This is a genomic window from Bacillus sp. HMF5848 (assembly GCF_003944835.1).
In the GTDB taxonomy this organism is placed as follows: domain Bacteria; phylum Bacillota; class Bacilli; order Bacillales; family HMF5848; genus HMF5848.
Genome location: NZ_RWIV01000001.1, coordinates 3803254 through 3821280 on the forward strand (window position 1 = coordinate 3803254; position 18027 = coordinate 3821280).

At 38.6% G+C, this 18027-nt stretch carries 9 protein-coding genes; 2 read left to right on the top strand and 7 right to left on the bottom strand.

The genetic code is table 11. The annotated features are described in order from the left end of the window. The first annotated feature begins 322 nt into the window (after positions 1-322). Positions 323-1321 (top strand): NERD domain-containing protein, encoded by a 999-nt coding sequence (locus tag EJF36_RS18260; RefSeq protein WP_125907664.1) that lies wholly within the window; start codon positions 323-325, stop codon positions 1319-1321. 289 nt (positions 1322-1610) lie between these two features. Here the strand turns inward: EJF36_RS18260 and EJF36_RS18265 are convergent, their stop codons facing one another. The 7 genes from EJF36_RS18265 to EJF36_RS18295 form a co-directional block, all read right to left on the bottom strand. Then, positions 1611-5897 (bottom strand): S8 family serine peptidase, encoded by a 4287-nt coding sequence (locus EJF36_RS18265; RefSeq protein ID WP_125907665.1) that lies wholly within the window; start codon positions 5895-5897, stop codon positions 1611-1613. Between the two features lie 197 nt (positions 5898-6094). Further along, positions 6095-7435, bottom strand: a complete 1341-nt coding sequence (locus EJF36_RS18270) for a GGDEF domain-containing protein (protein WP_125907666.1) — start codon at positions 7433-7435, stop codon at positions 6095-6097. A gap of 105 nt (positions 7436-7540) precedes the next feature. After that, a complete protein-coding gene (locus tag EJF36_RS18275; protein WP_125907667.1) occupies positions 7541-8926 on the bottom strand; it encodes a sensor domain-containing diguanylate cyclase in 1386 nt (461 codons plus the stop codon). Between the two features lie 634 nt (positions 8927-9560). Continuing rightward, complete coding sequence (locus EJF36_RS18280; protein WP_125907668.1) at positions 9561-10631, bottom strand: glycosyltransferase; 1071 nt, start codon at positions 10629-10631, stop codon at positions 9561-9563. Between the two features lie 210 nt (positions 10632-10841). Then, positions 10842-13232, bottom strand: coding sequence for a penicillin acylase family protein (locus tag EJF36_RS18285; protein WP_260471940.1), 2391 nt, complete (start codon positions 13230-13232; stop codon positions 10842-10844). Between the two features lie 172 nt (positions 13233-13404). Then, on the bottom strand, positions 13405-14871 hold the full coding sequence (locus EJF36_RS18290) for a methyl-accepting chemotaxis protein (RefSeq protein ID WP_125907670.1): 1467 nt from the start codon (positions 14869-14871) through the stop codon (positions 13405-13407). Positions 14872-14893: 22 nt separating this feature from the next. Continuing rightward, complete coding sequence (locus EJF36_RS18295) at positions 14894-15946, bottom strand: HD-GYP domain-containing protein (protein ID WP_125907671.1); 1053 nt, start codon at positions 15944-15946, stop codon at positions 14894-14896. Positions 15947-16529: 583 nt separating this feature from the next. Here EJF36_RS18295 and EJF36_RS18300 point away from each other — a divergent pair. Then, the gene (locus EJF36_RS18300) at positions 16530-17819 is read left to right on the top strand and encodes a sensor domain-containing diguanylate cyclase (RefSeq protein WP_185806960.1); all 1290 of its coding nucleotides are present in this window, start codon (positions 16530-16532) and stop codon (positions 17817-17819) included. The last annotated feature ends 208 nt before the right edge of the window (positions 17820-18027 follow it).

Genomic DNA, 18027 nt, shown 5'->3' on the forward strand with positions numbered 1-18027 from the left:
CGTGCATTTTCGACATGCGAACGTGCATTTCTCTCTCTCCTCCCGTTCCTTTTTTACTGAACGTGCATTCTCGACATGGGAACATGCATTTCCGACATCCCAGCGTGCATTTTCGACACGCGAACGTGCATTTCTCTCTCTCCTCCCGTTCCTTTTTTGCTGAACGTGCATTTTCGACATGGGAACATGCATTTTCGACATCCCAGCGTGCATTTTCGACACGCGAACGTGCATTTCTCTCTCTACTCCCAGTAAGTTTCATAGAATATTCAAATTTGGAACTATGGAAGTATATTACAATATAACGTGGAGGTGATAGGAGATGAACTTTTACAAGTATCCTCTTCATATTCAACAAGAACTAGCATTACAATGTCGCACTAGTATACATCATCCTAACAGAAACAAACTAGATGAAAGCTGTGGTGTACGGCTTGCAGGTCACTATGGAGAGCAGCAAGTAAATTATTATTTACGGCAATGCAACTTACATAACACATTTGTTTATAATGGTATTCGATTAATAGATGACTGCACTGGTGATGCTTTTCAAATTGATAAGTCCATTACTACACGAAAACTATTAATACCGTTAGAAGTTAAAAATCTATCAGGAGAGTTAATTTTCGGGGCAAATGGGCAATTTACACAAATAAAAAATGGAGAAGAGATAAAGCATTTTAATCCACTCTCACAAGTTAACATTCAACGCGATCATTTAACTACCTGGCTTCACGAGCACCTTAATGTATCCCTTCCGATAGAACCTCTTGTTGTTTTCACACATCCTTCAGCTATTATTCGCTTCCATCATCAAAATCCCGATTACAATAAACGAATAGTAACACTTGATACATTGCCTGATAAAATAAAACAGTTATTAAACACCTACTATAATCAGAAAACTATTAGTGACAACTACTTTGAGTTATTAAATCAGAAGCTTTATCAAGATCATACTCCTTTTCTTCACAACGACGTACTTAAAAAATTTCTTGTTAACTGGCACGATATTACTACAGGAGTAGAATGCCTGCGGTGTAACGAGGTGACTATGGAGATACTAAATCGTAAGTGGCATTGTAAAAAATGTGGTACAAGAATTTCTAATGAAGTTTTCCACTCTCTATACACATACTTCCTTTTGTTTAAACAACCTCTCACAAATAAAAGAGCAAGCTGGTTTTTAGGAACACAATCAAGAGGACAAACTGAGCGTGCTTTACAATCTATGCCTAACTTACTTAAAGTCGGTTCTAACAGAGGAACTAAGTACTTTATGAATATAGATAAAAGACCAGATTTTGTGTATTTTAAATAACAAGAAGATCCACGCAATATATTTCGGGTTCTAATGAACGATTGACCCAAAATAATCGATCTTCTCCAGTCAGTTGTTAGTCCATTCGCACTTATTACGCTCTCACCTGTTTACCGATCATGCCAATATAAAAAAAGCTACACGGGACTATACACTAAGTCCCATGTAGCTTTCAAATCATTGCAGCACGGTAGCGGACATTAGAACAAAGCTACCTGCTATTACCTTAACGAGCACCACCTGCGCATCACACTAGTGCTATTATCAATGTCCTATCATAATTAAACTATTAATCTTTAAATCTATCATCAAGAGCGCGTGCTAGGAATACAGCTAGTTCAGCTCTTGTTGTGAAAGCTTCAGGTGCAAACGAACCGTCTGCTTTACCAGTTGTGATACCAGCCACGAACAATGCATCGACATATCCGCGAGCCCAGTGGCTTTCCATAACATCGCTGAATAATTCCACGTCAACAGCAACAACATCTAAATCAAACGCGACAGCTAAAATTTTAGCCATTTGCGCACGAGTTAAAGCAGCGTCTGGGTTGAACTTACCACCATTTCCTGATACGATGCCAGCCGCCTTCGCAGCAGCAATTGCTGCATAAGCCGGATGCGCCACATCAACATCGCTGAAACCAGGATCAGCCACATCACTTGTTACATCTAGCTCCAATGACGCAGCTAACCACTGCACGGCATCTGCACGAGTAACAGCGTCGCCAGCCCCGAACCTATCCTCACTTACACCACTCAAAATACCTAAGCGTTGTAAGAAGCCTACTTCTTCAGCAGCCCAGCCAGCATCAACAAAGGCTGCTACTTCCGCATAACCACGATAAATGTTAACTTCGCGCGTCACGACATTACCAGCAACATCGTACGCTTCGATCACAAATGTATTTTCCCCATCATGTAGCTTCACATTTGCTGTACCAGCATAGCTACCTGCTTTCATGACAAGTGGATAATCCATCATATCACGATATACTTCACTGCCGTTTTCGTATACGCGAAGCTCATTGAAGTTGTCCGAAACATTGTATTTTACAACAGCCGTTCCCACATCGCCATCAACAAACAACGGTGCGTCCACAGTTACAGCGGGCGCCGAACTATCTACGATAACAGAACGTTTGAATGAAATATCGTTACCAGCAATATCACTTGCTGAAATCATAAAGCTTTGTACGCCATCTTGCTCAAACACAACCTCAGCAACAAAATCGTAATGGTTTTCGACTGGATCCCACACGAGTTCAACAGCTTTACCAGCCACTGTCAACTCTGCTACATCAGAATCATCCACTACATACCCTTCCACCGTTACAACACGAGAGTTCACTGAATCAAGTGCTGCAGGCGTTACCGCTGTTACAAACGGAATTACGTCATCACCAGTTGCGACAGCTTTACCAGCATTTCCAGCATAGTCGTACGCTACAACTGTTACTACGTCGCCTTCCTTCACACTATCAAGTGTGTAGCTTGTAGTGTCAGCCGCTAATGGCCCTTCAGTTAGAACACTTACACGATTCACTAATACATCGTAATACGCTACACCAGACCCACCCGCATCATTACCAGCAATCGTTAACTCTTTTGTTAACGCATCATAATTAGCATCGACGCTAGGACCCATTGTATCTACTAAAACAGATATCAATGTTGTTTGCCATCTAGCATCTGACTCATCAACACGTGCTTTGAATTCTAAGTAATACTTACCATCAACAACAGGCATATTATTGATTGTACCGTCCCACTTCGCTTGTTCTAGGAACGTCGAAAGTGTATCACCCACACCATTAAAATAGTGTTTAGAGAATTCTTGCCCTGTCATAAGCGTGCGCTTATTACCATCACCATCCATAACAGTCACTACTACTTCCTTCGCATTACGTAAAAACGAAACAAGTGGTACAACGGCATCACGAACGCCGTCACCATTAGGTGAAATTGCAACACGACTTAAGCTTACTTCTCCCGTTAACGGATCAGTACCTAAATAGTCATACATCGGTTCAGCATCAGCATCACCCGCTTCAACACCTTCTGCATATTCCACAGCATCTGACACTAAACCAGATTCACCAAAGAACGAACTAGAGCCAAATGAATCCAACACAGGCGCATCTGACCACTCACCATGGAAGCCAACGTAAGGAACTGTTAGCTCTGGTAACATGTCAGAGCGGTCCTTCAATGAAACAAATCCTTCTACAAAGTAGCCATTATCAAATACCTCATCTAATGGTGAATTGTATACCCAATCAATCGTATCCGCTAAATCAACCGTGACTTCAAATGTTACCTTGCCACCAGCTGGAACGGTTAACACTTGCTCACCTTCTACTTCACTAATTGCTGCTGACTTAAAGCTAATTGGGAATTCACCCACCCAAGGAGCATCAGCGCCAATTGTTCCATTTTTAAAAATACCTTGTGCTTCTAACATGTTCGTGCCGCCCATAACCATATCAGTCAACACGTTACCGCTCACTACATATGACACATCCGAAGAACCAAAATTTTCAGCCTGTAACGTAAATGTAGCACTGTCACCAATTTCTTTTAACGCAACTTTCCCAACACCGCTCGTTACATCTGTCACGACAACAGGCGTTTGTAGCGCAGCGTATAAATCCATTAATCCTGCACCTTGGCGACGAGGCGAATATGGATTACCTACACCATAGCCTGCATTGTAAGTGCCAAGATCAGCAATTGGAGTTGCCGTGTTCATTAAAATATTTTTCGCCATCTGTACGCGCTCAGCACCTGTAACAGCAGCGATATCTTCCTTCATTTTTTGTAAAACTAACGCAGCACCTCCAGCTACATGCGGAGCAGCCATCGAAGTACCAGTCATTAACTCATACTTATCATTATTAACCGTTGATTTAATCGAAGTTCCTGGTGCTGTAATTTCCGGCTTGAAATCTAGACTCGGCGTTACACCCCAAGAAGTGGAATCATTCAGCTTACCAGCCTCTGGATTTAACGCGTTCATTTTTTCACCAGAGAAAGTAATCGAAACGTTATCGCCACCATCAAGTAGCGCATTAATTGCATCGCCATGCTCTTGTAATATAAACAATTGTGGAATTGTTACCGCTGGGTCTGACGCCATCGTCACATAACCTGGTGAATGGTTGAAAATGATAACCCCAGCCGCACCTGCTGCTTGCGCATTTAGTGCTTTTGACACGAACAACGTTTCACCACGTTGAATAAGAGCGAATTTACCTTCTAAATCTAATCCTTTAAAATCATCCGCATTCGGGTCTGCTTCAGAGTCTCCCGGTAAGCGCCCAAGTCCTGCATACACGATTTCATATGTTTTTGTTTCTAAATCATTTGGATGAACACTTGAAGCTGATAAAAATGTAGCTTTTCCAGCATTCTCGCCTTCACCAAAATCAAATGCATCTAACTCAATATATTCATTTTGTAGATTCGCAACAGATAGCGACTCATCACTTAAGCTTGGAGAGCCTACTACCCCAATATCAGGATTTGCTGCAAAGGGATTCATATCTGAGCCATATGCAATTTGTCCTGAGTTACCAGCAGAAATGGCCACTAACACACCACTTTCAACAGCGCGGCGAATCGACTGCTGTTCTGGATCATCTGGCTTTACGAATGCAGCTGATGCTCCTAGACTCATGTTAATAACATCTGCTCCGAGTGCAATCGCATCGTCAATTGCTTTTACATAAATATCACTATATGTAGATGGCATTTCAGGATCGTTACCGAACACCTTCATCGCTAGCAACTGCGCTTCAGGAGCTACACCTTTCACGCCACCATCATCAAAGTTTCCGTTTGCACCTACTGTTCCAGATACGTGCATACCGTGCATGCTTGCGGCTGGTCCTAAGTCTAAAATCTCATCGTTTTCATCGGCATAGTTGAAACCATACGGTACTTTTTCAGTAAAATATTTTCCTGGAAGGCCCTTTTCGGCAATAAACGTATTTACAGCTTCCTCTGAAAGGGCAGGTACTGTTTCATCGCTTAGCACCATATCCTTGTGCCAAGGGTCAATACCCGTATCAAGTACAGCTACAACCATACCTTCACCTTTATAGCCAAGCTCACCCCATACTTTTTGCGCTGTCACCATATTAGTACTTGATGACATCTGTGGGTCTGCCACAACAGCTGGACGCTTGTACTCATGCGCTACATAAACATTTTTAACGTTAGGTAGTTGTTTGATTTTTGCGACATCTTGAGCGCTAACCTCACCACTAAATCCGTTAAAAATAGTTGTAAAGCTTTCTTTGTATGTAATATCAATCTTGCTGTTATTCATATCCTGTTTAACATAAGATTGTTGGCGTAACGCCTTATTTTGCAGTGTTGCTTTCTCTGCATCTGATAAATCGCCAAATTTTTTATTAGCTTTTTTCGCGTACGCAATACCTGGCTCTTGATCAAGCTCAACAATAACGCGTACTTTCTCTGTTGACTGACTTGCTGCAGATGCAACATATCCTGCTGCGTTAGAAAAAATCAACAAGATTGCCGTCAACAACGTGAAAAGTTGCTTTAACTTCATATTTTTACCCCTTCTTTCTATGTATTTTGTAAATTTTCTATCTATGAGAATTTATAGAAAAATTACACTACTTTACCATTCTATTATTATACTAATATAAATGTCAATGTTTTCTAATAATTCCGTATAAAGCATAAGGACGGTTCTCGTGCTTCCTTCGGTATCCGAAGGAAGCACGAGAACCGTCCCCAGTTTGCCTAGCTTCTTTTGTCCTCGTACATCGCTTTATCAGCTTGTTTAATTAATTGTTCGAGTGTTTGTTGTTCATCAGTATACATAGATACACCGATACTCGCTGAAACAGGGATTAAATTATTTTGAACCGAAAAAGGTTTTTCTAATGTTTCATGGATGCGGTTCATAATCGCAACAGCTTGTTCATCGGTTACATTTGATAAAAGTGCGACAAATTCGTCGCCTCCAATACGAGCGAGCGTATCTACTTCACGAAGTTGATCTTTTAGGTGGATTGCGACTTTTTGCAAAAGTATATCTCCTATATCGTGTCCGTATGTATCATTTATGTGTTTAAAAAAGTTGAGGTCTATAAATAAAACTGCGATGGAATGACTATTTATATCTTTTAATAGACTAAAAGTGTGCTGCAGCTTTAACCTGTTTGCCACACCGGTTAAATGGTCATGGTATGCTAATTTTTTCATGTGCTCCTCTGTCTCTTTTTGCTTTGTTACATCAAGCATAACACCTTCGATACGGACGACAGAGCCGAAATTATTCATAATTGGGATACCGCGGCACTGAAACCAAAACACGCGATCCTGCGACACTATCTTAAGTTCTATCGTCTCTCTATTTCCTTTTTTCATAGAATTATAAGCCTGCTCAACAGTGGTGTGTTGCTCACTTGAGATGTAATTCGTCAATTGTTTGATTGAAAATTGCTCCGGTATGGCACGCATACAAACAAGTGGATTAGACAATTGAATACAACCTGTTTTCAGTTCTAGAGACCATGTGCTTATGTCTGTATTTTCCAGCGTGTACTGAAGTTTTTCTTTAGCTATCACAGCATCCTGCCACAATCGTAAGCTGTATTTAATAAACACTAGTAAAAAGGATGATACAAATACGCCAAAAAGAATTAAATATGTTAAGTCCTCGAGCACCACGTTTGGGAATATTTCTTCATGAAGATAGAAAAATGTATAGATCGTGAGAATTGTCGAGGCTGCACTAGCTATCAAAATGATTCGATAATTTTGATACATAGTGCTCATAATTAACCCTAACCACATAAATATGTAGTTCACGAGATAAGGCGAATCTAGTAACAAAAAGAAAAAATAAACATACATTAGAACAACAATAAGGTACATCATAAGCACAGGACAAATCTGTTTGACTATTAATAAAAGGACTACAGAAGCGAAGCCAATAAAAACAAAGGCCGGAGGAAATATACTCGCTATCCCTTCTTGTATAATATTAAACATTACTTGCGTACTAAAAAATAATAGAATTAACGTGAAAATAATAGTATTCCTCTGATTGTAAAATGCTTTATCTTGTTTTGTCATCGATGTGTCTTCCTCATTTTTACAAGTTTTGCACTATTTTAACATAATAAATTTAATCAGTCATGAGAAATCCCAGCTAATACGAAACTACTAGCTGGGATCCATTTATGATATATTTTTATTTAAAATATCTTTTTCGTTCCAAATAGAAATTTGATTTTTTCCTTCTTGCTTAGCATTATACATCGCCTCGTCAGCGTACTGCAAAAGTTTTTCCAGCTCTAGTTCACGCTCTGGATAGCACACCCCAATGCTAGCTGTTACTTCGATGTGGTGACCTTCTATCATGACTCCGTTTTGTAGTTCTTCCAAAATTCGATTTGCTACATCGAGCGCTTTGTCAATATCAACATTGGCAATGACAGCGGTGAATTCGTCACCACCGATACGCGACAGCATATCTGTTGCACGCAAAGCCTCTTTTAGTTGATTAGTAACCTCTTTCAACACTTTGTCACCTATATCGTGACCATATGTATCATTGATATTTTTAAAATTGTCAAAATCAATAAACATAACGGCAAACTTATTTTTACACTTCTTAATCACTTGCGGATACCATGTTTTTAACATCATACGATTAGGCAATCCAGTTAAATGGTCGTGATAGGCCATATAGGTCATGTGCGCTTCGAGTTCTTTTCTGCGTGTTATATCAATTAAAACTCCTTCAACATGTGTAATGCTTCCCTCATACTTCACAGGATAGCCATGACACTCCACCCAAATCGTTTTTGCATCCAGCTCAAAGCGAAATTCATGTGTCTGCGAGAACCCATTTCTTAGACGTTCCTCAAGAAATGCGACCTCACTTACATCATCCTCATGTAGCAAGCTATGTAAAAAGATCGTGTCACTTTTGTAATCTCTCTCTAAAAAGCTGAATGTCCCATTGCTGTTAGAAAGTTTTAAAAAACCCGTATCAATCTCATACGACCATGTCACAATATTCGCACTATCTAGTGTATATTGAAGCTTCTGCTGTGTTTCATTTGATCTATCGACAATTGATGTTATAAAGCGGATGTAAAATAAGAAGAAAATTGTAATAAAGGCAGCAAACATGACTAGATACACCAAGTCTGATGTTGAAACATTCGGAAAAATCTCATTATGAAAAGAAAAAAAGCTGTAAAATGTGAGCCCTACCGTGAGTACACCTGCATACATAATTGCTTTATAGCTTTGATAGATGGAACTCAGCACAAGTCCTATATAAACAAACATAAAGTTTACTAAATACGGATAATCCGTGATGAGATAAAATAAATAGCCATACAATGAGGTAATTATAATATACATAGTTATGTTAGGGGCGATTCGTTTGTATACAAGCAGTATGAGAACAAGACAGAAAACTAAGCCCACTGGAGGAAATAACATGTCAAGCCCTTCTACTAAAACATTGATAATTAATTCTAGTACATAAAATCCACATAAAAGCTTCGCCATTAGTTCATTTCGCTGTTCAATATATGTAGGCATATTCATAGCATCAACAACCTCTCCAAATAATGCTGAACAAGGTCTTTACGCAAAAAAGAGGTACCTTACAAAATTGGGTAATACTAGAATATTCTATCAAAAATACTACTATTTTACCATTAAATTTGAAATTTTTATTTAAATTGTAGATAAAAAGATGTACATCTCATCCTGGTCTTTAAACCGCAATAACTTCGTATTCCATTTAATTAATTAGGACCTTTTCCCATTTAACAGTTGTAATGCGAGAAGTCTACCTTCATATACCTCTAACTCTCTTTTATCATCTGAATTTGCAAGCACACTATTTCATTACTCTACTATTATATTACAAAATTTTACAATGAAATACCACAATAAATGTGCAATTTCTCACATAGTTTAGATGCATTAAATTAAACGCACAAACCTTCGTAAGCGGTAACCTCCACTACGGAAAGTTATTCCGCACAGAAAAAAAGGGCAATCACGATATAACAGTAATTACCACTATTACGTATATAGTATTGATTAGTTTTACATATCATTTTTCCAATAACATTGTATACTGTTCGGCAATCGTCATATTACGTAGAAAATCTATATACTCGTAGCTTCATCTACTAGGATTACAGCTTTCTTAACCTGCATTATTTCTACGTTAATTGATTAATCGTAAAATGTCCACGGCAATATCTCTAGCTTCTTGCTGTACTTCAATTCGTTGTTGCGCTTTGGTAGATTGAAGCAATGCATCGTCGATTTTAAATTCTCGTAATTGCTCCCACCTCACTGTATGACAAAGCTGTCGTTCGCGTAGATAGGCTATTGTTTGCGCGTCTTCTCGCATTCCCTCTCGTTCTACTAGCAACAAAGGTACTTGGGCTGTTAATGCTTCCGCAACCGTACTCCAGCCCGGCTTTGAAATGGCAAGGTCCGCCGCCGCGACATAGTTTTGCGTTTCAAGGTAGTCTCGCGGAATTTTTGTAATGTTTGGTCCATCCACATCTGTATTCCAAGCAACGATAAAATGGCAATTGTCGCTGCTCCATAATGGCAACTCATCTAGTCGCCCCGCATCAATTTTCATACCTAAGCCAAAATATATAAGCTGTTTTGTACCGGTAGGATCAGCGTTCTGACGTATTCGGTTCACTTCTTCTGCGTCAATCGCCCTAGCAAAAAAGGAATGAGGAACAACATTATCCGCCCATGTCGGCTCAACACATGGCTCAATCTCAATAAAAGCACTCATACATTGATACGCTTCCTTCAGTGGGGTGAGTTCTTCTTCTGTGAGCAAATCCAAATATGCGGTGTACCAAGTGAAATTGGACACACCAATTCCTGGTAATCCGACAGCTTTCGCAGCTTCAAATGGCCAAGGAAAAATATCTGATACAACCGCATCCACACGTTGTGACTGTAGAAAAGCAATTTCCTCTTTTATAAAAGAGGGCTTTGCTGCTATGTACTTCTCATACTCCGCACGAAGTCGCTCCCGGTCTGGTTGAATCGAGCCTTCTTTCAGAAAAAAGCCGATATCTGTCTCGCGCTCACGAAAGCTAACACGATCCGATACAAGCGCCTTACGAAGAAAATCGAGGCCATACGAATGATTCACTATAATATGAATTGTGTCATCACATTGTAGTAACTGCCTAATTAACGCCGTACTACGTGTGACATGCCCAAATCCGTAATCAGAAATATAATAAGCTATTGTTTTCACTAGTTATCACGACCTTTCATATTATTATTTTACAGTAAATAACTATGGGTTAGGGGTGTTATTTAACAGGAATTACATAACGTGAGTCCTTAATGTCCAAAGCTCCAACATCAAAAAATCAGTTCTAGGTGACGGGCATCATTTTTTCACGATCGGCAAACAAAACAACAAAGAGCGTTCCGCATCGAGAACGCCCTTTGGCAGGCCTACTTATTTCGGCTTTAGCACGAGTCTATGATTTGTATTTTCATAGCCTTCTATATATGTGGCATGATATTGTCCACTAGTCCATTCGTCTATTTGATCGCCGTACCAACGGCTGAGTCGATGACCTGATTGCCCTGGTGCGACCACATTCCAGGATTTTGTCATGTCGCTTAAATCTACGACCGTTCGCCAAGGCGCCCCATGTGTGACAATTCCGGTGTCCTCATTCCAGCCGGCACGACCAACTGTCTTCTGCCCGCCTCCCATTGGCACAGGCCCTTTAGGATCAAAAAATAAATGAAGCGGCTCAATAGCAGACAACGGGTGATCAAAATATACTTGATGAAACTCTCCCCACTGCCATTTTTCCGGGTTGCTTCCCTGTTCCTCAACGGAACGTGCGACAGCGATTTTGTATGTTTCAACGGTAACCTGCTCTAACCCACCTTTGTCAGACATCCATGAACTAACGTCACCGTTATTAGCCGAGACAATCATGTCAGCTACAATCAAATCCTCGCCCTCCATTAATTTATAAATATCTTCTGGAAAGCGGTCCTCAAATAAATAATCAACATACTCCTCCATCCAAATTCCAAACACAAGTGGTTGCGGAAGTGAGACATCCTCGACATAGTTCCACTGCGCAAGTAACTCCATAGCCTCCTGCTCCACATCCGTTAGCTCACTTTGCTTTGCTTTTAACTCATCGAGTAAAACTGGTAAGAGCTGTTCCGCTTGCTTGCTATAAAAATCATTTTGTAGTGCTTTCATATCTTCTACCGAAAGTTTATCCTTGCTACGCAGCACCTCTTGAATACGCTCCTGGCGATACGGCTCAGCCCACGTATTTGATAAATGATATGGATACGAATCGCCTATCACCTTATTATTCGCTGTCGCAACAAAGCCTTCCTCAGGATTCACAGTCGTTGGCAGCTCATCCCACGGGATAAATCCGTTCCACTCATATTCTCCTGTCCAGCCAGGCACAGGCACTATGCTATTGCCTTTTTCACGAATAGGAATTAAACCATTTGCACGATATGCAATCGTGCCATCTGTCGACGCGAACACAAAGTTTTGTGCCGGTGTGTGGAAATATGTGAGGGCTTCTTTAAACTCATCCCAGTTTGTCGCCCGATTCATTTCCAACACAGCTTCAAGCTCCGTTGACGCCATATGCCCCGTCCACTTCAAAGCAAGTGCCGTGTCACTCGCTTCCGGCAGAGCGAATTCAGAGAAAATCGGGCCGTGTCGAGTGATTACTATTTCATATTCAACAGGCTCACTATCTTTAACCGGAATCGTTTCTTTTACAACCTCCGCTTGCTCCCATGTATTCTTATATAAAAATTCATACGGATTGTCTGGATTTCTTTTTTCAATATATAAATCTTGCACATCCGGTCCGACATTCGTCACACCCCAAGCAATATAATCGTTTCGTCCGACAATAATTCCTGGTACTCCTGCAAAAATAACCCCACTCACATTTACATCTTCTGATTTTAAATGCGTTTCATACCATATTGATGGTGTCCCTAGACCGAGATGCGGGTCATCCGCTAATAGTGGCAGTCCAGATTCAGTTTTCTCCCCAGCCACGACCCAGTTATTACTACCATTATATTCATTCGGAATGTGCGCACCAGCAAAGCTTTCTGCAATATCAATCGAGCTTAGCTTTATTTCCTCAATATTTAAAGCCCCATCCTCCGGATATGTAGGAAACAGCTCAAGCGCTTTGTCTTCTGAAAAATTTTGTAGTAAGTAATGGCGAAAGGCTTGACCAGTCCAATGGCCTCCCAAGTCATAAGCCATATATTTTCCGATTGTTAATGAGTCAATCGGCGTCCATTCACTAGGCTTATAGCCAGCTAACGTAAATTCCACCGGTAAATTCTCATTTTCCATAAAAGCATTAACCCCATCAGCATACCATTGTAAAATTTGCTTTGCTTTCGGTGAGTAAATTTCGTATGATGCCTCGGCTGCGCGGCGTAAGCCAAACGTGCGGAAAAATTTATCCCTTTCTAACAGTCCTTCACCCATTACCTCGCTTAACAGCCCCGATGCCTGTCGCCGACTTAAATCCATCTGAAATAGGCGATCCTGTGCAGTAACAAATCCTTGAGCCACATATAGATCATGTAAATTGGATGCTTCAATGTGTGGGACACCATTCTCGTCACGGTACACAGTGACAGGATTTTCTAGTTCGGATAAAGTAATAGTTCCTCTTGTAGCAGGTAGACTTAATCGTAGATAAAGGTAGGCGCTTGTAATAGTAGTGAGTAGAAGTGCGGCAATGATTAGTAAAGTGATAACTAAAATCCGAGAAGAACGCCGTTTCGGCAAGAATGATCGTTTTACTACTGTTGTTTCTGACAAATAAATCCCCCCTCTATTTATATAAGTATGAATATTCTGTAAACGTTTGCAAAATTCCTGCATAAATAATTCGTGAATGTTAGAAAAAATTGAATACTAAAAAAGGTGATTACTTTTAAACAGCAATCACCTTATCTTTATATATTTATAATTCTTACCTTTTACATAAATCTTAATTTATGGTTGCTCGTATTGCTTCCGCCTTCTCAGAAGTTTGAGCCATAAAATGTGCAATCGTATTATTGTCTGTTGCAAGTGTTTCGACTGTTGCGCTCATCTCTTCTAAACTAGCAGACGATTGCTCTATGACAGCTGCTAACTCATTCGTTGAAACCTCTACACTTTCTGTTTTATGTTTTACATTATGAGCCGTATTGGTTAATTCTATGAAGTGCTTATTTAACTTTTCAAATGTTGCTTTTACACTATCAAAAATCGAAGTAACAACATGCGTTGACTCAACACCCTGGTTAATACTTATACTACTTTCATTCATTTTCGAAACAGCTTCCGAGTTGTGTAAGTTTAAACGCCCAAGATTTTGATTAATCTTTTCGGTAGTTTCCCTTGTTACTTCTGCAAGCTTTCTTATCTCCGATGCTACTACTGAAAAACCTTTACCCGCCTCACCCGCTCTTGCAGCTTCAATAGAAGCATTAAGTGCTAACAAACTAGTTTGTTCTGTAATTCCTTGTATGATTGATGTGAAATTATTTGTCTCTTGAATAGTAGAAGTTAGCGCATGGAACGTCTTCTGTAAATCTGAAATTGTTTTTTGTAAAAGCATTATATCATCTGCAAACTCACTTATTCGTTCATCACCTTCTGCAACAGTAGTATTAGCCTTTTCTATGTCCGTCTGAATTTCTAAAGTTAAATCATGTAGCGACTCCATTGAATGCATTGTTTCAACAGCGTTTTGAGAGATAGCACCTATTTGCTCTGACTGCATTTGACTACCAGAGGAAATCTCTTGAATGGCATGTTTCATTTCACTTTGTGAAGTTACACTAGTTTGAATTTGCTGATTCACACTAGAAATAGCCTCTAGAATAGATGAAACATTCTCTTCAAGCTGTTGCGTCTGTTTTTCTTTTTGCATACTCTCTTCCTCTGTTGCGGTAAGGACTTTTTGTAGTTGATTAAATTGTTGTGTATTCATATGGATCACAACCCATAATACAACCCCACTCAAAACATATATTAAAGTCAGAGTTGGAAAAATTTCAACATCACTCTGAGAGAAAATTTTACTAAGAACGATCCCTACTAATCCTAAACTATATCCAAGGACAAATACTCTCTTATTTAAATGAAGAGAAGAAATTAAAGCTAAAAATAAAATAACTATTAAAAGCTCCCCGCTTGGCTCCAAAATAAATATGGCAGAAATGGCATAGGAATATACTAAGAGAATACTAGCGTAAGGAAAAATATTAGGTCGTTTTAATATAAACTGTAACAAGACTAACAGCAGGCTAAAGATTATGATTTCACTACCATAAAAAATAACTTTATCAATCTCTTGTCCAACCAACATTTGTCCAGTGGCAGCTACTAATGAGATTGAAAACACTACATATAACAATATGTTTTTCTTTTTAATATCACTCATTTTTAATTCCTCTATAACACCCATTCCTTCTCACCTCTTGTTTTTTTTAGACTAAATCAATTACGCGAATACTCGTTTCCCTTCGTAAATCTATATATTTATTACTCTCTAGTTTTATTAGTGGTTTATGAGGCTCGTGATCATGAATAAAGATAACCTCACCAGTTCTACCATCACTTAACCTGACTTTCTTCCGTACATATTGCCTCATTACATAGCGTACAAAAGGAATAGTAATAGCTGGATTGAACTTTCCATCGTAAGTATCTCTCATTATCTCCAAGACAGCTCGAACGTGAGAGTGGCACTTTTTATATGGACGACTTGAAGCTATTGCATCAAACACATCCGCTATAGATATAATTTGAACAAGGTGCGGAATTTGTCCACCTGTTAATTTTTTAGGATACCCCGTTCCATCTAATCTCTCATGATGGTATAAAGCAGCTTCCATAATAGCAAGACGTTTTTCTCCTATTTGTTGAATAAGCTTTGCACCATACAATGGGTGATTTTTTACCATGTGCCATTCGTTATCGTTCAAAGCCTCAGGTTTATTTATTATCTCACTAGGAATGCTTAACTTACCTAAATCATGAAAAATACCCATCTCAGCTATGGTGAATAACTCATCTTTCGTCTTTCCTAAAAGCTTCCCAATAATAGCTGAAATAATAGACACATTGATTGAATGCGTGTATGTGAAATACTGGGAATCTTCCAAAATATCAAGTAAACAAAATAAATTATCTTCTTTCAGTATATTATGTAATAATGGTGTATAAATGGTTTCAATTTCTTTAATTGATGGGACCTGATTGGTGATATTAAAAAGATTAAATAAATCTCTCATCTTTGTGATACTTTCACTGTACGCCTGCTCAATAGATGTTATTCTAGAATGAAGTGGGTTTTCTTGAATAAAGGGCTCATTTATTTCACGAGTTACCTTCACATGCTGACTTCCCATATGATTTTGAAGAATTATTATATGCCTCTCTGTTAGACGCGTACCTTTGCTTAGCAAAAGCAAACCAAAGTCTGAAAAAACATCCTCATCTAAAGTAAAACCTACCAAATCAAAAGATATTCTCGTCATACTTAACGCACAATCCTTCCTAAAGCAACAGCATCCAAACTACTGAACTGAAAAAAGCGGTAAACTTGATTTGTGAATCGTTATTAATAAAGGCAAAGCACGAAACCGATTTACAAAACTCTTAATTATTATTAGTATTGCGAATAAACTCCCCGCACTTAATTGTTGATAGGCAAAGTATATTTGGATAATATTAACACACTTACAATATTCTACATATATTTACACAGTATATCAATTAGTTCCATTAAATTGCCATACATTGGACACACTTCACACTTCCTACAGATTATTTTAAAAGGATTACTATATTTTGAGGTAAAAAGCTTTCTTTTAACAAGCATGCATTCAATATAAGAATCTACATTAATTAAATGAGTCGAACTTATACTTAAGCTGATATTAACTAATTATATTGTGAAAAACCCTGCTGATTTGCTATTTAAAAATTGCTAATTAGGTTTTAAAGTCAATTATCAATTGTGACACATTATATTTTTCCAATTATTCGACAAGACACGACAAACCCTAACGAGTATAGTATGATAAACATATAATCTCTTTCATGAAAGAGGGCTTTTTTATGTTACAAAAAGAAAGAATAGCAAACGTTTTTATAATAGCTATGATAGTTACTTTATCGATACTAAACAATGTTCTTCTCAGTTCTAACATTCTCATACATTTAATTTTAGTATTGCTTATTTTTGTTGTCCTTTGGAAACTTAGCATGCAAAATAAGCAACTGCACCTGGATCTTCAAAGCTTATCGACTGAGAATCAGCAACTTCACCTAGATGTTCAAAGTTTAACAGCGAAAAAAAAGCAACTGCACCAGGACACTCAAAGATTATCCGCTGAAAATCAGCATTTACACCTAGAAGTCGAAAGATTATCCGCGGAAAACCAGCAATTGCAACATAAATCATTCGAGCTAGAGGAAGCTTTCAACTCATCTTTTGGTGGGATTTTTATTTATGACCTACGAACGCATAAACTTACTTTGTCAGCAGGGTTTGAACAAATTTACGGCCACTCAGTTCAGGAGTTGTCTAAAGATCAGCAGTTGTTCTATGATTTAATTCACCCACAAGATTTAGAGGAATACACTGACAATACAAGCAACCTTTTGCTGGGCGAACCGATTCAATCAGAATTTCGCATTTCTCATCCGCAATACGGTACCCGCTGGATACTTAAAATAGCAAAGCCTATAAAAAATGATGCGGACGAAGTAATTAAAATAAGTGGTCAGATTATTGATATAACAAAACAAAAAGAACTGGAAATCGAGCTTAAACAGCTTGCCTATTATGATGAAATAACTGACTTACCAAACAGAAAACTGTTGAATCGTCATATTGAAAAAGCGTTAGCACGCTCAAAGCGTCACAACCATAATTTTACGATTATGTTTATTGACATTGACGACTTTAAAAAAGTTAATGACACACAAGGTCACGATGCAGGCGATATTCTATTAAAAAAAATAGCAAGACGATTAATTGAATGTATTCGCGAAGAAGACTTAATTGCTCGCATAGGTGGAGATGAATTCGTCTTGGTGTTCGAGGAAACATGTAAAACGGATATTGAAGTTATTGCGCAAAGAATACTAGATTATGTAGCCTTGCCTTACAATATTAATGGTGAAGAAGCAAAAATCTCCCTAAGTATTGGCATCAGTATGTATCCAGATGATGGTGAAAATAAAGAAACTCTCATTATACATGCCGACAAAGCGATGTACTCTGCCAAAAACAACGGAAAAAACAATTTTAAAATCTACTCTTCCGATTTAGACGATATGGAATTGAAAAAAGAAGGCATTGTAACTAAGCTGTTAAATAAGATTCAAACTATGAGTTCGTAATATTTTAAGCAGTAGCCGTTTTTTAACGGCTACTTTTTTATACTTACATTATGGCAAATTAGTGAATATCGACACGAAAGTGGTAGAAATTCGACATGCAACTGGTAGAATATCGACACGAAAGTGGTTAAATTTCGACACAGAACCTGTAGATATTCGACACCAAAGTGGTAAAATACGGAGCAACGCCACAAATTCAAAGTCTCGC